Here is a 20,990-nt window from a genome sequence, read left to right on the forward strand (position 1 = left end):
TCAAACCTCCTCTTCCATCAGTTCTTCACCGGGCTGCAGTTCGATCCCCGGCAACGGGTCTTCAAAATTGGCCCAAAGTTCAGGGCCTTGTGTAAATTCCAGATCAGTCAGCAAGCAGGCGTCCAGAATGTTGGCGATTCGCTGTGGGGCCATCGCGTTGCCGATAAACACCAGTTCTTGATGCCGATCGCCATGTTCGCCGACGAATTTGGAACGAATATCTGCGACCAACGCTTCGTCATCGGGCCATGCGTCGTCCGGCGCGGCGGCCCACCAGAAACCTGCGGGGTTCATGCGAATCGAGCATCCCGCCTGCGACCAGTCGTAGGCCCAGTCGTGACGCGAAGCGATCCACATCAAACCTTTGCTGCGAAGCACGCCGCTGAACAGACCGTCGTCCATGTCCCCGTCGAGCGCCTCGGTCAGTCGCTTAGGGTGAAACGGTCGCTCGCTGCGGTAGACAAAACTCGAAATGCCGTACTCTTCCGTTTCGGTCTCCTCCTGGCCACGCGGAACAGCGAGCCATTCCGGTTGCGCTTCGGCTTCGTCCAGCGAAAATAAGCCGGTCCCCATGATCTCCGCCAGTTCGCATCGGCTTTCGGTCGTGTTCAGAATCTTGGCTTTGGCGTTGAGTTTGCGGAGGATACGGTTGAGTTGTTCGAGATCGTACGGCGATACCAGATCGGTCTTGTTGACGATAATCACGTTGGCGAATTCGACTTGGTCGACCAGCAGGTCCACGATGTTCCGCGTGTCACCTTCGCTCAGTCCCATCCGCCGGTCGGCCAGATCGTCCCACGAACCAAAATCCTTCATGAAGTTGCCCGCATCGACGACGGTGACCATCGTGTCGAGTTCGGCGAGCATCGAAAGACTTTCACCCTCCTCGTCCTCGAAGGTGAACGTCTCGGCGACCGGCAGCGGTTCGCTGATGCCCGTCGATTCGATCAGCAGGTAGTCGAAGCGGCCGTCGCGAGCCAATCGCCGGACTTCGACAAGCAGATCTTCACGAAGCGTGCAGCAGATGCATCCGTTGGACATCTCGACCAGTTGTTCTTCGGTTCGAGACAGGTTCGCGTCGCCCGATTTGACAAGAGCTGCGTCGATGTTGACTTCGCTCATGTCATTGACGATCACCGCGACTTTAAGGTTGTCGCGGTTGGTCAAAATATGATTCAGCAGCGTCGTCTTGCCAGCCCCGAGAAAGCCGGAAAGAACCGTGACGGGAAGACGTTTGGTAGAAACCGAGGGATTCATTGTTTTGGCCCTGTAAAAAAGTTGGCGAAGGTGGATTGGGTTGAAGCGTCAGCGATTGAGGTTTCGAGCCCAAGAGGTTGTGTCCATCGCTCGCGAAGCTCGACCGGCATCGCGCCTCGTCTTGTCAAGCGTTCTCGGAACATCTGGATGAGCGGCGATTGATCGGCGCGATCAAAGACGATGTGCGTCGCATCGCGCGCCATCAGGGCCCTCGCGTTGACCGTGGCGTAGTCGTCTTCGCTTTCCTGAATCAAGACAACGACCCGCGAACCGTGAGGTAGTGGCGGCAGCGATGAAGCAGTCCGCTGGTGCGACGTGGCGATCAGCAATGCGGACGGATCATCGCCGCGAAGCTGGGCACCCAACAGGCAGACGAACACGGCAGTTAAAAGCGAGAGGCGAAACACGAGACTTCTCCAAGGATCGAGGCGGGGGTAACATCGCTGCAGACGCAATGCGGTTACATGGGCGACTGCGTTTGCATGAGGGCGAAACTTTCCCAAAACTGTCGTTGGTTGTTGGCGACATGGATATCGCTCCATTGCCACCCGAACGCGAATAGGATCAATGATCGTGGGCGACAACGTACAAGCGTGTGCCGGTGCGGATCGCGATCCGACCATCGGCGGCAGCGACACCGTAGACGATCGGGTCTCGGGCCGACGCGGCGGAATGCTTGCGACGCTCGGCAAAGCTTTTGGCCATCGCTTCGAGTTCATCGGCATCGATGCAGCCGTCACCATCGGTGTCGATTCGACCGATCATCGCGCGGAACATCTCGGGCACTTCCTCACCCTCCAGGACGCCGTCGCCATTGGCATCGCCAGCCATCATGCGAGCTACCATTCCACCGCCGGGAGCTTTCATTGGTCCCTCGCCACCGTGACCGCCGACTGGGCTCTCTTTTGTAGGAATGGCTTCCTTTGCATGCGCACCGGGGCCGCCGCGGCCTTTATGCCCGCCAGATTCGCCCTGCCCGCCATGACCACCTTGCGATTCCCGGTAGTGCAGCGGAGCCGGCGGATTGTTTACGTCCCACAGGGCGTTTACCGCCACCTCTTCGTAGGTGGCACCAGCGCGGACGACTTTCGTTTCGCCGCTCTTGGCAAAAAAGTAAACCAGATCGCCGGCGACGATCGGCGTTGCCCAGCAAGCCAGCGACAATCGTTTTCGATATGCGATCTCCCCGGTGGCGATATCGATGCAGTGCAGCACGTTCGCTTTGTTCATAAAGTAGACGAAGTCACCGCATACCACCGGGCTGGCGTATTCACTGATCGCCTTTTCAGCTCGCCAAAGGACTTCGGGGTTGCCGTCCTTTAATCGCGAGAGATCCACGGCGCAATTGGCTCGGACTTGCCCGTCGCTCGAAAATTCGGGCAACCGCGCCGCGACGATTAATCGCTCGCCGTCGACAACCGGCGAGGGAACCGAGTTGCCTTCGATACCATCTAGCTGCCAGACTTCGCTTCCATCGACGGTGTCGTAGCCGGTCACCGTGCCGCCGCTGCTGACGATGACTTGCGATCGGCCATCGATCGTCGCGATCACTGGCGAAGCCCACGATTTGGTTGAATCCCGCTCGATGGACCATCGCACCGAACCGTCAGTTTTGTTAATCGCGGAAAGCGATGACGGTCCGCCGTGTTCAATCAGTAGGTAGAGCGACGTGGCATCCGAAGCGGGAGAAGCTCCGATGCCATGACTGTTATCAAACTTTCCGGACGCTTCCGTTTCGTCCCGGTGCCAAATCATTTCCCCCTCCCAATTGAGCGCGACAAAGTCGCCGGTTTCGAAGAAGGCGTAAACCCCCGCGTCGTCGACGATCGGTGTCGGTGCGGCACGAGCGTTCATGTAGTTTGAAGGATGCTCGTTCGAAGAGGCTCGCCGGTACGACCAAGCCACTTGCCCCGTCGCGAGGTCCAAACAGTCCACCGTGATCTGGTGACAATTTGGGCCGATGACCGAAGTCACGATCACTTTGCCCGCATGGATCACTGGTGCCGATTGCCCGTAACCCTCCAGCTCCTTCTGCCACGCGATCCCTTCGCTGGCCGACCACCGCGTTGGTAGTGGCGATGACGCTCGCGAGGCTCCTCCGTCGCGGAAGCTGGACCAGGAACCGACCGCATCGTCGGCCCCCAGGAAACCGGTCGAGCTGAACATCAGACCAATGGACAAGACCGCAAGCCCCCGCAGAAGAGAGACGGCTCGCGAAAAACCATGAAAAGGAGCAGGAATCATGACTGTGGACTTTCTGGATGGCAACGGGAAATCAACAAGACCTGGCATCGGACTGCAGGTGCACTGCGTGTGCATGTGCGGCGTCATTGCGGTAAATCATGACGACATCGCGTCGCTTGTCAACTCCCAGATGCAAATGCATTGCAAGAGTCGGCTCGGTTGCTTGAACCGTCATCGCCAGGGCTAATCAGTGTTTGTGCTTAGGGAAATTAGCAGCCACGCGTTAGCGTCCGGTTCTCCAGGTAAACCGGACGCTAACGCGTGGCGGCTGATACCTCAATTGGAAACACTCAATAGCCCTGCCGTCATCGCTTTCGCACTTGCAAAACGGTTGCGAACACATATGATGAAGGACTCTAAGGAGTTTTCATGAGCCAACACGATGAATCGCTTGACCTGGTCAAGCAAGCGATTCGCGACGCGGGGCTGCGAGCCACGCCGGCGCGGATTGCCACTTTGCAACTGCTTCGCCGGTCCTCTCAACCGCTGACCCATTCCGCTGTCGTCGAGGGGTTGGCGGACGTGAACGTCGACAAAGCGACAGTCTTTCGCAGCCTGAACGACATGGCTGAGGTGAGGTTGGTGCGTCGTACCCAGGTCGGTGATCACGTGTGGCGATTTGAAGCCATCGATCCCAATGACGAACACGACACCGGGCACCCCCATTTCTTGTGCGTCGACTGCGGCACCGTCTCTTGCCTGTCGGACGTCAAGTTGACCGCCGGGAGCCAGCGTGCCAGCGAGGCGGTTGGGGAAGTCACCCAGATTCTGTTGCAAGGTCACTGCAACGACTGCAAGTAGGTGGGAACCCCATCGGTGTCATTGGTTGTCGACGCAAACGCATGTCGTTGCCGTTGAACGTTTGCTCGCTACGGCCAGCCACGGTTCGCGAACTGCCCCGCAGAACGCTCTGGTTGAGATCGGTGTGATAACCGAATCACGCTTCGCCCACCGGGGCGAACGTCGCGTCTGTCCATGCCGCGCGGGCTTTCGGCTCGGCGATGTTCGGCGAATATGGAAGCGTTTCACGAGCCCGACAAACAGGTTCGCGCATGTTCCAAGCGGCGGAGCAATTGTCGGGTGGATCGAGCCGCTGCGTTGTGGCCGCCTTCCAGATCATTCGGTTGCTTGGCCATCGACCGCTGATTTTTGACGTTCAGAAATTAGTTCCATTGCGTGCTCTTCACCCCATTTCTTCAGCAATTCCAAGACGGGTTGCAACGACTTCCGTTCTTCGGTCAGTTCGTATTCAACTCGTGGCGGCACTTCAGCATAGACCATTCGGTTAACCAAACCGCTGGCTTCGAGTTCGCGAAGTTGCTTGGTCAACATCCGCTGGGTGACGCAACCGAACATCGCTCACTCCGGCCCTCAACCACTCGTGTGAGGGGGGCGTTCGAGCGGGTAAACACCGCGAGCAATCTCAGGTCGTTTTCCTTCCCGCTCACGTAATATCACGGTTTCGCCGTTTTTCGCGGTGCGAAACGTTGAGGGCAAACAAACGGGCAGTTGACTTTTGTTGCACGCGTGCAACAATTAAAGAGCGGCCAATGAGCTGCGGGTTTCTGCCCGATGTCCGAATCAGCCCCTCCATATAACCCGGACGTGTCGTCATGCCCCTTCACGAAATCGTTGCCCGCATCCAAGAACGAAAACGAGAGCTCGATATCTCTGTCTCGGATCTCGCGCGTCGCAGCGGGGTTTCACGGGCCACGGTCATTCGGATTCTCGGCGGTGAGGACCGCGAATTCTCGTTCGCAAACTTGCAGGCGATTCTGCTCGCCTTGGGGATCTCTCTCGATTTAACAGAGATTCCCGCCGAGCAATTCCGAGATCAGATTGCCACCGCAAAAGCAAAACGTCTGATCGCACTCACGCAAGGCAATGTGGCTCTCGAGTCTCAAGCTGTCTCGCGGGCTTCGGCTCAATCACATCTCGAAGAAGCGAAAGCTCGTATCGAATCGTCAAGTCGAAAACTGTGGGCCTCATGAACACGGGGCGTGGCAAGACCACTGGGCTTGGTTCGAGCGGGAAAGATGCCGACACGCCGTTTGATGGATCGGGGCTCAAACTCAAAACGATCAAAACGCGGCGCGAGCTCAACGAGGTTGAGTTTTCGTCGATCCTTCGCGTAACAGAAAAATACCTGCTCTCGAAACCATCCCGGAAGATTGCACCGTTCAGTTTTGATTGGCTTCTCGGACTCCACCGTGAGATGCTTGGTTCGATCTGGAGTTGGGCTGGCGAGATTCGATCAACTGAAAAGAACATCGGAGTGAGTCCCAACATCATCGCGACGGAGCTCGGAGTCATTGCGATGGAGGCTGACAAGCGACAGAAAGAAACGGGCGCTCTCGTGATTGCAACCGCCGCTGAGTTTCATCACCGCGCGGTTTGGGTTCATCCCTTTGAAGATGGCAATGGCCGGTGGGCTCGACTATTGGCGAATGTGTGGCTGATGCAACACGACCAGCCAGCCACGCTTTGGCCATCGACCGACTTGCGAAACACCGAAAGTCCGATCCGCGATGAGTACATTGCTGCGATCAAAGAGGCCGATGCACGAAACTATGGACCATTGATTGACTTACACCAAAGGTTCAGCGAAGACACGCAACTCTGAGAGCCAGAAAACAATTGAGCGGGGACAGTGGCATGAGCGAGTTTCATGGAAAAGCCCTTGAGTACACACTTGAATTGGAGCTGCATCTGTTCTTTATCCCGCTGATGCAAGACTGGGGTGACGGGATCGTGATGACTCGCACGCTCCAACTTCCCCTACGACGAGACCGATCGCGACGTGTTTGCCACCTGAAGCGAGAGTGAGGTCGCACCGTGATGAAGGATGATTTGTCCGCATCGCCGAGGGTCCCGACCTGCAGGCTTTTTCGCCTGTCGAAACAGAGATCCGATCGGTCGCAGCCTCTCGCTCAAATGTAACGAGCTCCGCAAACGGCTCAGCGGTATCAGCTAGTGGATGCGCTTGTGTTGCCACCTGACGAGGCACCATCATTGCTCAGACGTTTGAGACTAAACACTTAGAGATGTTACGAACTGCCCTACGATTTCGCCCGGCTATTTTGCTTGGTCGCGGGGCGCCCCGAACGGTGCACGAATAGTCGGGGCGGGCTATGGGCAACCAGAAACTGAGCGATAGGACTTTTGAGCATGTAACCCGAAGATTTTTTAGAACGGAGGCACCTGTATAAGACAGCGACCACGTCCGTTTAGGTGAATGTCGTCGAGAGCTTTTGAGGAGAAAGTTACCCATAGTTATGCCGTCCCGCTCTCGCGTAAATCCCTCGTAGGGCTGCGGTAAAGCACGAAAAAAGCCGGCGTCAGTCATGAAGACCAACGTCGGCTTGTTCGATAACCTGTCGAATTGTTTCCAACCGACGGGCATTTGGAGTTGCGGGAGCCAGATTCGAACTGACGACCTCGAGGTTATGAGCCTCGCGAGCTACCGGGCTGCTCCATCCCGCACAGGTATCTTCGGCATTCAGCGTGCCAAAGTCAAGGGCCGATCGGAATTTAAATCAGATCGCTACGCAATTTTCATGATTGAGCCACCGATTTGGGGTGCTTCAATCGTCGGAGAGCACGGGATTTCCTGTGTTAGCGTTGACGGTGGAGCGTTTGTTCTCTTGTTTCCAAAACGGAAAATGATTCGTTCGATTCCGGTTCTCCGCGGCGGACGCGGGGAGTCGGTGGCTGCGATGGGGGCGTGGGGCAAGAAAAGTGTGAGGGGGGAATCGCCGCGAATCGAAACAACAACGCGGCATGTCGACGGACGTTCGCTCGTGGGCTTGCCAACCGCGAGGCCCAAGCCCGCTATTGGTGGGGGGCGTCCGCGAGTCAATCACGATTCGAGCCGCGCCAGAGCAATCGTTCCAGCCTGCTTCAGACTGGCCAACGGTTGACATTAATTGGAAATTCCGCTCCGTTGGGGATCGATTGTTTTGTCTTCCATTCGCCGCGGATGCTATCTTGCGTAGAATGTAAGAGTTCCGCACAGCGAGGCCGTTTCCTTTCGCGATGCTGGCAGCCCTCCCTCGAATTCGAGGCGGCCGCGGCAGGATGCTGCTGCGGTCTGGTGTTTGAAGCGGCCCGATAGGATTCCCTTATCTATTGGTCAATCGAGGTTTTTTCGTGGCTCAGTCCAGCGCATCCAGCGATCCACCGTCGTCTGCGACTCCACCGCCACCGCCCCCGTTGCCCAAACCTGTCCCTGTGAGGCAGCCGCCGACGCCCAAGCAGCCCGCGCCGGTCGCAGCTGCAGTTCCAGTGCCTCCATCGGGTGGCCAGCGCTGGCGACGCGAAGCTGTCGATCCGACGGCGACAACGGTCCCAGCTAACAACGGAAAACCGCGTCCGGCTGGCGTGTCGGCGTTGCCCGCCGAAAGCGAAGCGGACGAAGGGACCGATTTTCTGGAAGTGGAAAAGTCCGCTCCGGCATGGTTGATCAGCCTGGTGGTCCATCTGGTGGTGCTGTTGCTGTTGGCGCTGTTGACTTTTCCGGGGACGTCGGGAGTCGGTCGGTTGATGATCGAGTTGGGGATATCGGAAAAGGAGGAGGAGGTCGATCTGGCGATGTTCGAACTCGATAGCTCCGAAGCTCCGGAAATGCTCGAAGCGACCGAGATGTCGGAACTGGCCGATGTTCAGGTCGACGATTCGTTTTCCCCGATGGAGATGTCTGATTTGATCGTTCCCGTCGAAATGGGATCGATGCAGGCGGAGTTCAAAGTCAGTTCGGCCCTGGCGGGGCGTTCGGGTGGGATGAAGCAGGCGTTGTTGGCGACCTACGGCGGCACCCAAGCGACACAAGACGCCGTAAAGTTGGGGCTGGAATGGCTGAAACGAAATCAGCAACGGGGCGGGTTCTGGAGCCTTTCGGGGCGCTATTCCGATGGTTCCAGCACCGAGAACAAACCGGCCGCTACGGCGATGGCGCTGTTAGCACTGCAAGGCGATGGCAACACGCATCTCTCGGGCGAATACAAGGATCAGGTCGCCGGTGGAATCAAGTGGCTAGTCGGTCACCAAGATCGCGAGGGGAGTTTTGTCACCAAGTCGCAAGTTCCCAGCCACCAGGCGTTGTACGCTCAAGGGCAATGCATGATCGCGATCTGCGAACTGTATGCGATGTCGAAGGATTCTTGGCTTCGCGAGCCGGCACAACGGGCTGTTAATTACGCCGTCGAAATCCAGTCGAAGGAGGGTGGTTGGCGCTATTATCCACGCCGCGAATCGGACACCTCCGTCACCGGATGGTTTTTGATGGGACTGAAGAGCGCTCAGATGGCCGGCTTGGAGGTTCCCGGTTCGGCGTTTGCGAACATCGGTTATTATCTGGACACGGTCGCTCACTACGACGGTTCGGCCTATTCCTACCAACCCAATTCCGCTCCTTCGCCAGCGATGACGGCCGAGGGATTGTTGTGCCGACAGTATTTGGGCTGGCAAGAGGATCACCCCGCATTAAAAGAAGCGGTGTTGACGATCGACGCCAAATATCCGTTTGTCTTAGACGACCGCGACTTCTATTACTGGTACTACGCAACGCAGGTGCTGCACCATTATGGCGGCCAACCGTGGCGGAACTGGAACGGTGTGATGCGAGAGGCATTGCCCAAAGCGCAAGTTCAATCGGGACGTGAGGCAGGCAGCTGGGCACCGCAAGGTTCGCGTTGGGGAAGCACCGGCGGGCGGTTGTACACGACCTGTCTGTCGCTGTTTTGTCTGGAAGTCTATTACCGCCACATGCCGCTGTACAAAAACGAGAACTAAAGGTTCGCCGATTTGCGTACCGCGCATAAAAAAAGCGGCCGGATGCCTTAGCATCGAGCCGCTTTTTTGATTTGTGCAACGATCGCAATCGTTGTTTTACGTTGCTCGCTTCACTTGGAAACCGTTCACGGTTTAGTAGGTGAAGGTCAGGCCTAGATCGAGGCCGTGCATGAAGAAGCTGTCGGTGTTGAATTCGAAGTTGGGCACTTCGGTTCGCGTCGCGGTGTTCAAGTTCGCTTCGGTGCGGGTGCTATCGATCCGGTTGTCGATGTGATTGCCCGCCAGAGCAACGTCCGACCACATCATCAGGCTGTAGCCGACGTTGACGGTCGCACATTTGCAGACGCGGTAACCGAGCTTGACGTTCGCTTCGGGAGCGAATGTGAATTGATCTCGTTCGTAGAGCCCGTTGTTGCCTTGAACCAACAGGCCGCGGTTGTTCGAGGAGATGGTTGTCGCCATGTCGTTGTATTGCGAATTGCCCGACAAGCGAACGCGTTGGTTCATGTTACCCAAGTGAACTTTGGTCAGCGAGCTGAACATGAAGCGTCCCTTGGCAACTTGCGTCTCGAAACCGATCTGCCCACCGTGGAACGTGTTTTCCGCTTCGAAGGCGTCGCGGAAATCGTAGATGTTCTGTGGCGTCAGGTTGCCCGCCACGGTGTTGTTCAGAGTCGAACGCCCTTGCAGGATGATCGAATCGTCCAACGAGTGGAAGGTGTAACCACCGATCAGGTCGACGCGGAAGTCAGCCGTGCGAGCCAACAGAGCCCGAGCGTAGACTTCCGATCCGATGAAGTCGAGTTCGCTGGTCGCCGAAACGTTGCCGGTGACAACTTGTCCGCCGCCAAGATCCTGTCCGATCGGCAACAGGCCAAACGTTCCGATCGCAACACCCAATCCAGGGCCAACCGGTGGAACCGCAGCGACATCGAAGAATGGAACGCCATAAGATGGTCCACTGCCGTTGGACGAAACGCTGACCGTGTCGGCACCATTCCAAAGGCCATAGATTCGGCCACCGATGCCGAAGCTGTGGTCGTCGTCCAGATAGCTACCAAAATCGATGCGGTTGCCGACCATCATGTCCGATTGAATGCCATCTTGGCCGCCAAACAGAACCGAGGTGCCGGCGTTGCTGACGTCGGGAACGACCGGGCGAGTGGCGAAGTTGGCGTTGCTGCTGATCAGTGCTGGGCTATCGCGATCTTCGGCCCACCACAGCAATGCTTCGACACGGCCCCAAGTGCGGCCGGAACCACCACGGTTGAGTTTGCGTCCAAAGAGTCCAGTCAGACATCCGCTGTTTCCAGAAATGCTGTCACATCCGTCGTCGTATAATTCATCGCAGGCCGAATCACAACTGGTTGTGCAGCCTTGTGGTCCACAAGCCGGCGCGGTTGCAAAGCTTGGCTGTGCGGCCGGTTGTTTGACGACCGAGGTGCCGTGGTGGTGGTGAGGTGTGTTGGAAAGGTCGCCAACGTGGGCTGTGTAACCAAGGGAGTTCTTGTAACCTTGAGACTGGCCGGGTTCCCCCGCCCATGCTGAAACTGTTCCGGCGAGAACAGCCACAACGGTCAGCCAGATGTTTGTACGTTTCATTTTCTTTCGGCTCGCATTTGCGGGATATTTGCCACGACTGGTACCATTGAATCGACACGTATAGCCAGGAATTCCAGATCAATCCGAACGCGAAGAATAGACAACCCAAATAACCCACATTACGCGTCGCAGACACCTCAGCTTGTCCAGGTTGCCGCCTGCCCGCCGGTTATGATTGCGATTGATATCAGCTAGCTCATGGAAAACGGTAATGTCTACCAGCGAAACAGCCCCAAACGAAGCGAACGACTCCATCGAATCGGTCCCCGCGCCAGTTGCCCAAGATGCCCAGGCTCCGGAGTCGCGCGCCGATAAGGACGTGCCACTGAAAAGCTGGCTCGGGATGGGAGCGTCGACGCGAATCCGTCGTTGGCAGCGGAATCTGCAAAAGATCGCCGCCTGGGAACCGCTGTTGATCAAAGAGAACAACGAGGAGATCCGCAAGCGGAGTCTGGCGCTGCGGTACCGCGCCAAATCGGGGGAATCGCTCGCGTCGTTGATGCCCGAAGCGTATGCCCTGGTCCGTGAAGCGGGTCGGCGCACGTTGGGGATGCGGCATTATCAGGTGCAGATGATCGGCGGCATGGCGCTGCACGAAGGCTGTATCTCCGAGATGCAGACGGGAGAAGGGAAGACGTTGACGGCGACCCTGCCGCTCTATCTACATTCCTTGTTGGGCAAGGGCTCGCATCTGGCGACGGTTAACGATTATCTGGCCAAGCGCGATGCGGAGTGGATGACGCCGCTTTTTCGCACGTTGGGTGTCAGCGTGGGAATCGTGCAAACCGAATGTGATCAAGGCCAGCGCCGCGAAGCGTACAACAGCGACATCACGTATGGCACGGCCAAAGAGTTCGGATTTGACTTCCTTCGCGATCGCTTGCTGCTGCGGGCGCAAAACCGCGTCCAGTCCGACTTCCTGGGCGATGGCGAATCGAACTTCAGCGGTGGCGGTGGCGACAAACCGGTGATGCGTGGCGTCCATTTCTGTTTAGTCGATGAGGCCGACAGCATCTTGATCGATGAAGCGAGAACGCCGTTGATCATCGGTTCGATCGAGGATCAGGTGCGCGAACAGATCGTGCAGACGTACCTTTGGGCGGCGCGGCACGCACCGGAATTTGTCGAGAACGAACACTTCGAAATCAATCCCGACACCAAACAAATTGAACTGATCGGCCGCGGTCGCCAACAAGTCCGATCGCTGCCACGTCCCGACCTGATTCGAACCGTGGGGCTGGTCGATCTGTACGAGTTCATGGAGCGTGGCATCAAAGTCCATCAAGAGTTCTTTCTGGACCGGCACTACGTCGTCCGCGACGATGAGATCGTGATCGTCGACGAATTCACGGGCCGTTTGGCCGAGGGACGTAAATGGCGCGACGGGATCCATCAAGCGATCGAGGCCAAGGAGGGGATGGAGATCTCGGTCCCGACCGGTCAGGCCGCGCGGATCACGATCCAAGATCTGTTCCTGCGTTACAAATATCTTGCCGGGATGACCGGTACCGCCGCCACGTCGGCACCGGAACTGAAGAAGATCTACCGCACACCGGTCGTACGTGTCCCAACCAATCGCCCGCCGCAACGGATCCCGCTGAAGGATCTCGTCTTCGGCGACATGCACTCAAAGTTTGTGGCGATTGTCGACGAAGTGGTTGAGATGAACCGATTGGGACGCCCGGTGCTGATCGGTACCCGATCGATCGACAAATCGGAACTGTTGTCGCAAATGCTCGAGGACAAAGGGATCAAACACGAAGTCCTCAACGCCAACAAAGTGGCCGAAGAGGCGGCGATCGTCGAAGAGGCGGGCAAGCGTGGCCGCGTCACGGTGGCGACCAACATGGCTGGCCGCGGTACCGATATCAAGGTTCCCAAAGATGTCGAAGCCGAGGGTGGGATCCACGTGATCTGCACCGAATTGCACGATTCGGCGCGGGTCGATCGTCAGTTGATCGGCCGCTGCGGTCGGCAGGGCGACCAGGGATCCTACCGCCAGTATCTGTCGCTGGACGACGATATCCTCAAGAACGGCTACGGCCCGGTCAAAGCCGCACGATGGAAACAGTTAGGCGCCGATAGCGGCTCCAGCTTTCAGAGCTATGCTGCGATGTTCCGCAAGGCTCAGCAGAAGGTCGAAAGGAAACACTTCCGCGACCGGATGGTGCTGTTGCATCACGAGCGCGAACGCAAAAAGATGCAGCGTGAATTAGGGCAAGACCCCTATCTCGACACGCCCGATTGATCTGCTGCTGGGGACGCCCTTCGCGCTCCCCCATCGGCTCCGTTTGCGAGATCGGATTGCGGCGGTCCCGTGGTCGGTCGCCGACGGATATCGCTGCGCTGTCGCGGGCTTCACCGGAGGCACCGTGCGGCGTGGCAACGCGTTGAAAAAGCCAAATCGACAAATTCCGGCGCTGCTGCCAACAGGTTATGGATTCTCCCTCGTCCGGCAGGTTACAATCGGTCTCCGTATCAGGGCAGTTTGCGGCCCCTTTCGCAGCCGAGAACGGCTGTATCCCATCCACCAAACGCCCGCCCACCATTCGACACCACGCAAAATCACAAGCGTTCGAAACACATTCACTCTCACCCCAAGAAGACTGCTGGTATGCGTACACTCAGCCTGCTTTGCCTGTTCGCCCTGACACTGCTTCCGCTCGCGGCAGCACACGCCGAAGAGGATGGTTTCATTTCCCTCTTCGATGGCAAGACCCTCGACAACTGGGACGGAAATCCCGTCTTTTGGAGCGTCGAAGATGGAATGATCACCGGTCAAACGACCGCGGATAATCCAACCAAGGGAAACACGTTTCTGATCTATCGCGGCGGGGAAGTTGGCGATTTTGAACTGCAGCTGGAATACAAGCTGATCGGTGGCAATTCGGGGATCCAGTACCGCAGTTTTGAAGTCGATCCCGAGAAGAAAAAGTGGGTCGTCGGCGGTTACCAAGGTGACTTCGAATCCGGCGACACCTACTCGGGAATTTTGTACGGCGAAAAGTTCCGCGGCATCCTGGCCAATCGCGGCCAGAAAACCGAACTGGTCCGCAACGATGGCAAGTTCAAGGTGAACGTCGTCGGATCGGTGGGCGATTCGAAGACGATCCAGTCGAAGATCAAAAAGGAAGACTGGAACACCTACACGATCACCGCCAAGGGCTTTGAGTTCGCTCACAAGATCAACGGCGTTCCCACCGCCGAATGTACCGACAACGACACCAAGGAACGTCGCGCCAGCGGCATCCTGGCGTTGCAACTGCACGCCGGTCCGCCGATGAAGGTCCAGTTCCGCAACATTCGCTTGAAGCGACTGCCAGCAGCCACCGACGACGCAGCTAAAAAAAAAAGATAGTCTTCATCGCGGGTAAGCCGAGCCACGGCTATGGTTCGCACGAACACTATGCCGGCTGTCGCTTGTTGGCCAACGCTTTGACCGAAGCGATGCCAGACTACACCGCCGAAGTGATCCAAAACGGCTGGCCCGAAGCGGGAACCGAAGCGCTTCAAGATGCCGACACGATCGTCGTCTATTGCGACGGTGGCGGTCGGCATCTGCTGAATCCTCACATCGACGAACTGGCACCGCTGATGAAAGCCGGTGCCGGTTTGGTCTGTATCCACTACGGCGTGGAGACCTTGGCGGGCAAGCCAGGCGATGCTTTCTTGGATTGGATCGGCGGTTATTTCGAAGCCAATTGGTCGGTCAATCCACACTGGGTTGCGAAATACGAAATCTTCCCCGACCATCCGATCAGCCGCGGCGTGCAGCCGTTTGAAATCAACGATGAGTGGTACTTCCACATGCGGTTTCGCGACGGCATGGATGGCGTAACGCCGATCCTCTCCGCACATCCCCCCGAAGACACGATGCGTCGTCCCGATGGTCCGCACAGCGGCAACCCGGCGGTTCGCAAAGCTGTCGCCAACGGCGAGATTCAACACATGGCTTGGGCGGCCCAGCGCGATGGCGGCGGACGCGGTTTTGGCTTCACCGGCGGGCATTTCCACTGGAACTGGGCTGATCCCAATTTCCGCAAAGTGATGCTCAACGCCATCGTCTGGACCGCGCACGGCGAGGTCCCGGCGGCGGGTGTTTCGACCGAGGATCCGACTCAAGAACAGCTGGAAGCCAATCAGGACGAGCCCAATCCGTCGATTGCCAAAAAGGAAAAGAAGGGGAAGAAGATCATGCGAACGGTCGTCGACCGCGAGGTGGCGACCAAGCCGAAGTCCGACGCAAAGCGTCTGTTCCTAAGTGATCCGGTGAACAAGAAAACGCCGGGAATTTCGGTCGCGATCGATGTGCCGTTGGGAGATGCAAAGCAGCTCTTCTTGGCAGTCACCGACGGCGGCAACGGCTACAGTTGCGATTGGGCCGATTGGGCGGAGCCGCGATTGGTGGGCCCCGCCGGGGAAATGAAATTGACCGATCTGAAGTGGAAGCACGCTTCGTCGGGCTTTGGCCAGGTTCGCGTCGGTAAAAACGCTGGCGGTGGACCGCTGCGAATCGATGGCAAAGCGGTTCCCTACGGAATCGGCACCCACGCGCCGTCGGTGATCGGATTTGATCTGCCCGCCGGCTACGACCGGTTTGTCGCTCGCGGCGGTCTGGACAACGGCGGAACCGATCAGGGATCGTGCGGCGGCAGCGCCGAAGTCCGTTTTGCGGTCTACGACAAAATGCCGACGCTGGAAGTTTCCGGTGGCGGATCGCGGGAAGCGCGCGAAGCGTTAGATGGTTTGGATGTCGGAGGCGATTTGGCAGCCAGTGTATTTGCCGCCGAACCGCAACTGTTGAGCCCTTCGAATATCGATATCGATCACCGGGGCCGTGTTTGGGTTTGCGAAATCGTCAACTACCGCAAACACAAAGGCAAGCGACCCGAAGGGGATCGGATCCTGATCCTGGAAGATACCGATGGCGACGGGATGGCCGACACCGAGAAGGTCTTCTATCAAGGGGACGACATCGATTCGCCGCACGGCGTCTGCGTGTTGGGCAACAAAGCAATCGTCTCGGCCGGCGACAAGGTGTTCCTGCTCACCGATTCGGATGGCGACGACAAGGCGGATCAAAAAGAGGTGCTGTTCAGCGGCATCTCCGGGTCGCAACACGATCATGGAATCCACGCCTTCACCTTTGGCCCCGATGGCAAGCTCTACTTCAACTTTGGCAACGCCGGTGGGCAGCTGAAGGATAAGGATGGTAAACCGATCGTCGACGCGGCGGGGAACGAAGTCGCGGCGCGACGCAAACCGTACCAGGAAGGAATGGTCTTCCGTTGCAATCTCGACGGCAGCGAGCTGGAAACCCTCGGCTGGAACTTCCGCAACAATTGGATGGTCACTGTCGATTCTTACGGCGGGATCTGGCAATCGGACAACGACGACGATGGCAACAAAGCGGTCCGCATCAATTATGTGATGGAGTACGGCAACTATGGCTACAAAGACGAAAAGACCGGTGCGGGTTGGAAAGCCGACCGAACCGGGATGCACACCGACGTGCCGCTTCGCCACTGGCATCTGAACGATCCGGGCGTCGTCCCCAACCTGCTTCAAACGGGAGCCGGTTCGCCGACGGGGATCACCGTTTACGAAGGGGATCTGTTGCCGATGTTCACCGGACATCTGCTGCACTGCGATGCCGGCCCCAACGTTTGCCGAGCTTATATCGTCAGCGACGACAAAGCTGGCTACACGGCGAAGATTCGCGAGATCTTGACCGGATCGCAGGACAAGTGGTTCCGCCCCTCCGACGTGAAAGTCGCTCCCGACGGGTCGCTTGTCATCGCCGACTGGTACGATCCAGGCGTCGGCGGACACGGCATGGGCGATCTCGATCGCGGGCGTTTGTTCCGCATCACTCCGATCAAACACGATGCGTCTTATAAGGTTCCGACGTTCGATTTCGATACGGCGCCGGGAGCTGTCGAAGCTTTAAAGAACCCCAACTACGCGGTCCGCTACATGGCGTGGCAGTCGCTGCACGCGATGGGAACCGACGCGAACAGCGAGCTGCAAAAGTTGGCAGCTTCGAAAAATCCGATCTATCGCGCTCGCGCCCTCTGGTTGTTGGGCAAGACCGACGGTCAAGGGAAGCAGACGGTTGCCCAAGCGATCGAAGATTCCGATCCCAACGTTCGCATGATGGGCGTTCGCTTGGCCCGCCAATTGGATCTGGAGCTCGAAGATTTTGTCGCTCCTCTGCTACGCGATCCCTCGCCACAGGTCCGCCGCGAATTGGCAGTCGCGCTGCGGGAGAGCAACTCGGAAAAGGTGCCTTCGATGTGGGCCGAATTGGCGACTCAACACGATGGCAAGGACCGCTGGTACCTGGAAGCATTGGGAGTCGGTTCGGATCTGCAAGCCGATGCCTGTTTCGACGCGTGGATCAAGGCGGTTGGCGACGATTGGAACACGCCCGCCGGACGCGACATCATCTGGCGTTCGCGAGCTCCCGCGGCAACCGCTTATCTGGTCAAGATCTTGCAAGATCCAGAGCTCAGCGAAGCCGATCAAGCCCGCTACATGCGCGCCTTCGACTTCCACGAGGGACCAGAAAAAGAAGCGGCTCTGTTGAAGCTGCTAGGACTGTAAGCGGAACCTGCCCCCATCTGCGCTCGGCAGCACGTAAGTTCAAAGCCGCGGAGCTGGCGATCGCATAAAGCCTGCGGCGCGAGCCGCAGGATCACATCGCGCGATCGATTGCTCAAAGCCCCGGCTGGGGGCGACAGCAAATTTGGATCTGTCGCCCCTGCCCGGGGCTCGCGCGGGTACGGCTTCATCACGGACCTGCGGCTCGCGCCGCAGGCTCTACGCGGCCGCCGCTCCCGCGGCTTCGTTTTGGGAAGTCGCGCGTGCTACTCGGCGACGGAGCGATTCCGATCGACAACGACGATACCAAGCGCGAGCTGCGCAGCTTCACGATTGGCACGTTTGAAGCAACAGATCATCCTTCGATATCGGGACCCTGGCATCCCTCAAACCATGTTCAATTGGACTAGCGACACAGACTTGCGGGCAAACAACAAAAAGCAAGGCTCAACAGACATTAAGATCTTTCGTTGTGTCGGCTGCCGCTTTGGGATGAACGATTCCAGTTGTTCGTTTATCGTGCGACGCATTTGTTGTACACTTGCATCCGTAAACTTCCTAAACCGCCAACATTCTTATCGCGCATCGGATTTATTGTCGCGTTAGCGCCGTTGCCGGCTCCGACCCCTTGTTTTCCCGCGTTCCCACACGGTCTGTTTATGTTTCGTATTCCGCTGTCGATCGTCGTTTGTTTCGCTATCGGGGCGATTGCGTTTGGGCAAGAGGGAAATTCACTCAGCCCCCGCGACAAATTGATTGTTGAAACGGTGCTGCGTATCAAAGACTTTAAGATCGAATCCTCCGCACCGGCCAAAGCAGCGCTGCTTCGCTATTTGCGATCCCAACCGGGGACGGAGCAATATTTTGAACTGATCGAACGCTTCGGGTTAACCGACGTCGCGGGTGAGCTGACCGAGTTTGCGATCGCTCACGCCGACGAAACCGCTGGCGTGCGGGCGGCGGAACTGCTGTTCAAGCTGGACCGTCAGAAGCTGTTGATCGATGCGATCTCGGCGGAAGCGAGTGAGCACGCGGTCGCTGCGGTCGCGTTGATTGGTCGCGTTGGAGGAACCAAGACGCAGGAAATTCTGATGCCCCTGATCGCGGCGTCGGACAAGTCGGCCGAGCTGCGCGCCGCGGCGGTCGCCGGAATCGCGCGTCGCAGCGATGGCCAGCGGGCGTTGCTGAAGATCGTTGCCGATGGCAAACTGCCGGCCGACCTGAACTTCGCCGCTGCCAACGCGTTGCTCTCCTCGGACGACAAAACGATTGTCGCTGAGGCGGCCAAATACCTTCAGTTGCCGGCGACGGCTGACAGCCAACCGCTGCCACCGATTTCGGAACTGATCCAAAAGCGTGGCGATCCCGTGGCCGGAGCGATCGTGTTTCGCAAATCGGGAACCTGTATCAACTGTCATAAGGTCAAGGGCGAGGGGAAAGAGGTTGGCCCCGATTTGTCGGAGATCGGCAGCAAGCTGTCGCGCGAAGCGATGTATGTCGCTGTCTTAAACCCCAGCGCGGCGGTCAGCCACAATTTTGAGACCTATTCGCTGCTGACGATCGACGGCGATGCGACGACGGGGCTGTTGGTCAGCGAAACCGATGCCGCGGTGACGCTGCGAAACGCCGAAGGGATCGACAAGACGGTGGCTCGCGATGATATCGAGCTGTTCCAAAAGCAAGCAAAGTCGCTGATGCCTCAGGATTTGCAGCGATTGATGACGGTTCCCCAATTGATCGACCTGATCGAATACACGCTGACGCTGACCAAATAGACAAGCGTTTTGCTTGCCGATCGCCGCCGCAGTGGTCGATCGCTAGCAGCCCCAGGTTCGCGTGGCCAGCGGCGTTAGACACGTCGTAACCGGCAAATTCTACCAGGTTTGCTTAACCTGCATTATCGGCACTACCGATACTTCTCCATACAGACGACATGCGCTCCGTGTGCTGTCGTCGCGAGAATATCAGTCTTTCAGCCAATGCAGAATGATCATGCCGATGGCCAACATCCAAACCAGCTCTCCTCGGAATCTCGCCTTCGCATCGCTGACCTGGGTGATGTGCGTTGCGATCCTGTTCTCCGCCGCTGCGACCGCTCAAACGCGGCAACGCGAAGTGACTCGCGGGACCTACAACCCGCCGGTTTTGGAATCGGGAACCGCGGCACCGACCAAGGTGCTCAGCAGCCCCAACCGCAACGCGGGCGACAGCCAACCAATGGTTCGCCCTGAACCGCAACCGGAAGTCGTTCGCCAAGTCGATTATGAAGTGATCGAGATGTCCGAAGGCCCCGCCGCGTTTGAGATGGGTTCGGGCTACTGCGATTCGGCCGGCTACTGCGATTCGATGGGTGGCGGTTGTGGTTGCGGTTCGCCAGCCTGTGGCGGCTGCGGTCCGGCGGCATGCAATCCCTGCTTCGGCTACGGAATGCCTTGCCAACGCTTGTTCGGATCGCTCGAGTATTCAATGTACTGGCGTCGCGGTCAAACTCTGCCGCCATTGATCACAACCAGTCCCGCCGGCACCGCAACGGGTATCGCTGGCGAACTGGGGCAAAGCTCGACAACGACATTGGTTGGCGGACTGACGCGTGGCGAAATGACCTCCGGTGGCCGCGCTCAACTGGGCCTATGGATGGACGATTTCCAATGCCGATCGATTCTGGTTCGTTTCTGGGCTGTTGGCGACGAGACGTTCAACTATTCAGCCGACCAAACGACAGCCGCCTTTGTTGCCGTACCGTTTAACAACGCGGGATTGAACGACCAAGCCGATGCGTTTTTGATTGTCGAACCGGGCGAAACGATAGGTAGCGTGAACATCCAAACCCGATCCGAAGCTTATGGTGGCGACGCGTTGTTGCGACAGAAATGGCGTACCGGACTAGGCGGACGTGTCGACGCATTCTGGGGTTACCAAACTGCTCGCATCAACGAACAACTGACCCTCTCGATCGATTCCGAAGGGCTCGATGGGGGCACTCGTGCCGGACAACGCTTGCAGATCACCGATTCGTTCCAAGCGAAGAACGAGTTCCATGGAGCGACCTTTGGATTCGATAGCTTCTATCGCGAGGGTTGTTGGTCATGGACGATGCTGACCAAAATTGGCTTCGGTTCGATGCATCGCGAAGCAGCGATCCGTGGCAACACGATTCGCAGCAGCGGCGGCCTCGCAGTCCCATCGGACGAAGGATTTTTCGCTCGCAATTCGAACATCGGCGACACCAGCAGCAGCAAGTTCTCGGTCGCTCCCGAGTTCGACCTGAAGCTGGGATATGCCCTACGTCCGGGACTCGATATGACGATCGGCTACAGTTTCCAGTTATTCACCAACGTGGTTCAGCCGTCGGGCATCCTGGACACCACGACAACGGATCTGAGCACGGTACCGACCACCCATCCGACGGTGCAGTTTGACGACACGTCGTATTGGATCCAAGCTTTGAACTTCGGTCTCGCATGGCACTACTAAGGTTGGGGACAACAGCCGTC

Annotated in this window: 14 protein-coding genes, 1 tRNA gene and 1 pseudogene; 10 read left to right on the forward strand and 6 right to left on the reverse strand. The window is 57.8% G+C overall.

Translation table 11 applies throughout. The features are described 5' to 3' along the window. The 3 genes from EC9_RS11015 to EC9_RS11025 form a co-directional block, all read right to left on the reverse strand. Positions 1-1,257, reverse strand: coding sequence for a GTP-binding protein (locus EC9_RS11015; RefSeq protein ID WP_145345065.1), 1,257 nt, complete (start codon positions 1,255-1,257; stop codon positions 1-3). Continuing rightward, complete coding sequence (locus EC9_RS11020) at positions 1,254-1,664, reverse strand: hypothetical protein (RefSeq protein ID WP_145345068.1); 411 nt, start codon at positions 1,662-1,664, stop codon at positions 1,254-1,256. The genes EC9_RS11015 and EC9_RS11020 overlap by 4 nt, the downstream gene beginning before the upstream one ends. A gap of 157 nt (positions 1,665-1,821) precedes the next feature. After that, complete coding sequence (locus EC9_RS11025; protein WP_246106074.1) at positions 1,822-3,501, reverse strand: outer membrane protein assembly factor BamB family protein; 1,680 nt, start codon at positions 3,499-3,501, stop codon at positions 1,822-1,824. 369 nt (positions 3,502-3,870) lie between these two features. On the opposite strand from EC9_RS11025, the gene EC9_RS11030 reads away from it, so the two are divergent. After that, the gene (locus EC9_RS11030) at positions 3,871-4,302 is read left to right on the forward strand and encodes a Fur family transcriptional regulator (RefSeq protein WP_145289342.1); all 432 of its coding nucleotides are present in this window, start codon (positions 3,871-3,873) and stop codon (positions 4,300-4,302) included. A gap of 315 nt (positions 4,303-4,617) precedes the next feature. On the opposite strand, the pseudogene EC9_RS11035 reads toward EC9_RS11030, so the two are convergent. Beyond that, positions 4,618-4,851, reverse strand: a pseudogene (locus EC9_RS11035) (winged helix-turn-helix transcriptional regulator); the annotation flags it as partial. 263 nt (positions 4,852-5,114) lie between these two features. On the opposite strand from EC9_RS11035, the gene EC9_RS11040 reads away from it, so the two are divergent. The 3 genes from EC9_RS11040 to EC9_RS26465 are packed head-to-tail and all read left to right on the forward strand — an operon-like array spanning position 5,115 to position 6,327. Continuing rightward, positions 5,115-5,492 (forward strand): helix-turn-helix domain-containing protein, encoded by a 378-nt coding sequence (locus EC9_RS11040; RefSeq protein ID WP_145345074.1) that lies wholly within the window; start codon positions 5,115-5,117, stop codon positions 5,490-5,492. After that, a complete protein-coding gene (locus tag EC9_RS11045) occupies positions 5,489-6,124 on the forward strand; it encodes a mobile mystery protein B (protein ID WP_246106075.1) in 636 nt (211 codons plus the stop codon). The genes EC9_RS11040 and EC9_RS11045 overlap by 4 nt, the downstream gene beginning before the upstream one ends. 32 nt (positions 6,125-6,156) lie before the next feature. Beyond that, positions 6,157-6,327, forward strand: a complete 171-nt coding sequence (locus tag EC9_RS26465) for a hypothetical protein (RefSeq protein ID WP_218934728.1) — start codon at positions 6,157-6,159, stop codon at positions 6,325-6,327. 583 nt (positions 6,328-6,910) lie between these two features. On the opposite strand, the gene EC9_RS11050 is transcribed toward EC9_RS26465, so the two are convergent. Further along, a tRNA-Met gene (locus EC9_RS11050) sits at positions 6,911-6,984 on the reverse strand. Between the two features lie 801 nt (positions 6,985-7,785). On the opposite strand from EC9_RS11050, the gene EC9_RS11055 reads away from it, so the two are divergent. Next, positions 7,786-9,291 carry a prenyltransferase/squalene oxidase repeat-containing protein gene (locus tag EC9_RS11055; protein ID WP_246106076.1) on the forward strand — a complete coding sequence of 502 codons (1,506 nt, stop codon included), beginning with the start codon at positions 7,786-7,788 and terminating at the stop codon, positions 9,289-9,291. Positions 9,292-9,423: 132 nt separating this feature from the next. Here EC9_RS11055 and EC9_RS11060 read toward each other — a convergent pair whose 3' ends face one another. After that, entirely contained in the window at positions 9,424-10,893 is a 1,470-nt protein-coding gene (locus EC9_RS11060; RefSeq protein ID WP_145345080.1) for a BBP7 family outer membrane beta-barrel protein, read from the reverse strand. A 211-nt stretch (positions 10,894-11,104) separates the two neighbouring features. On the opposite strand from EC9_RS11060, the gene EC9_RS11065 reads away from it, so the two are divergent. The 5 genes from EC9_RS11065 to EC9_RS11080 all read left to right on the forward strand — a co-directional run bounded on the left by EC9_RS11065 (position 11,105) and on the right by EC9_RS11080 (position 20,970). Next, complete coding sequence (locus EC9_RS11065) at positions 11,105-13,141, forward strand: preprotein translocase subunit SecA (protein WP_145345083.1); 2,037 nt, start codon at positions 11,105-11,107, stop codon at positions 13,139-13,141. 366 nt (positions 13,142-13,507) lie between these two features. Further along, positions 13,508-14,251, forward strand: a complete 744-nt coding sequence (locus EC9_RS26470) for a 3-keto-disaccharide hydrolase (protein WP_218934729.1) — start codon at positions 13,508-13,510, stop codon at positions 14,249-14,251. A gap of 89 nt (positions 14,252-14,340) precedes the next feature. Continuing rightward, positions 14,341-17,499, forward strand: coding sequence for a PVC-type heme-binding CxxCH protein (locus tag EC9_RS11070; RefSeq protein ID WP_218934730.1), 3,159 nt, complete (start codon positions 14,341-14,343; stop codon positions 17,497-17,499). Positions 17,500-18,155: 656 nt separating this feature from the next. Then, on the forward strand, positions 18,156-19,271 hold the full coding sequence (locus tag EC9_RS11075) for a c-type cytochrome (protein WP_145345086.1): 1,116 nt from the start codon (positions 18,156-18,158) through the stop codon (positions 19,269-19,271). Positions 19,272-19,494: 223 nt separating this feature from the next. Beyond that, positions 19,495-20,970, forward strand: a complete 1,476-nt coding sequence (locus EC9_RS11080) for a BBP7 family outer membrane beta-barrel protein (protein WP_218934731.1) — start codon at positions 19,495-19,497, stop codon at positions 20,968-20,970. The last annotated feature ends 20 nt before the right edge of the window (positions 20,971-20,990 follow it).

It is taken from the genome of Rosistilla ulvae (assembly GCF_007741475.1).
Taxonomy (GTDB): domain Bacteria; phylum Planctomycetota; class Planctomycetia; order Pirellulales; family Pirellulaceae; genus Rosistilla; species Rosistilla ulvae.

Excerpts from the sequence above, each read along its gene's own strand:
- EC9_RS11070 (WP_218934730.1), top strand. The coding sequence starts at position 14,341 with ATGCCAGACTACACCGCCGAAGTGATCCAAAACGGCTGGCCCGAAGCG.
- EC9_RS26465 (WP_218934728.1), top strand. The coding sequence starts at position 6,157 with ATGAGCGAGTTTCATGGAAAAGCCCTTGAGTACACACTTGAATTGGAG.
- EC9_RS11040 (WP_145345074.1), top strand. The coding sequence starts at position 5,115 with ATGCCCCTTCACGAAATCGTTGCCCGCATCCAAGAACGAAAACGAGAG.
- EC9_RS11045 (WP_246106075.1), top strand. The coding sequence starts at position 5,489 with ATGAACACGGGGCGTGGCAAGACCACTGGGCTTGGTTCGAGCGGGAAA.
- EC9_RS11065 (WP_145345083.1), top strand. The coding sequence starts at position 11,105 with ATGTCTACCAGCGAAACAGCCCCAAACGAAGCGAACGACTCCATCGAA.
- EC9_RS11025 (WP_246106074.1), bottom strand. The coding sequence starts at position 3,501 with ATGATTCCTGCTCCTTTTCATGGTTTTTCGCGAGCCGTCTCTCTTCTG.
- EC9_RS26470 (WP_218934729.1), top strand. The coding sequence starts at position 13,508 with ATGCGTACACTCAGCCTGCTTTGCCTGTTCGCCCTGACACTGCTTCCG.
- EC9_RS11080 (WP_218934731.1), top strand. The coding sequence starts at position 19,495 with ATGGCCAACATCCAAACCAGCTCTCCTCGGAATCTCGCCTTCGCATCG.
- EC9_RS11075 (WP_145345086.1), top strand. The coding sequence starts at position 18,156 with ATGTTTCGTATTCCGCTGTCGATCGTCGTTTGTTTCGCTATCGGGGCG.
- EC9_RS11015 (WP_145345065.1), bottom strand. The coding sequence starts at position 1,257 with ATGAATCCCTCGGTTTCTACCAAACGTCTTCCCGTCACGGTTCTTTCC.
- EC9_RS11060 (WP_145345080.1), bottom strand. The coding sequence starts at position 10,893 with ATGAAACGTACAAACATCTGGCTGACCGTTGTGGCTGTTCTCGCCGGA.
- EC9_RS11030 (WP_145289342.1), top strand. The coding sequence starts at position 3,871 with ATGAGCCAACACGATGAATCGCTTGACCTGGTCAAGCAAGCGATTCGC.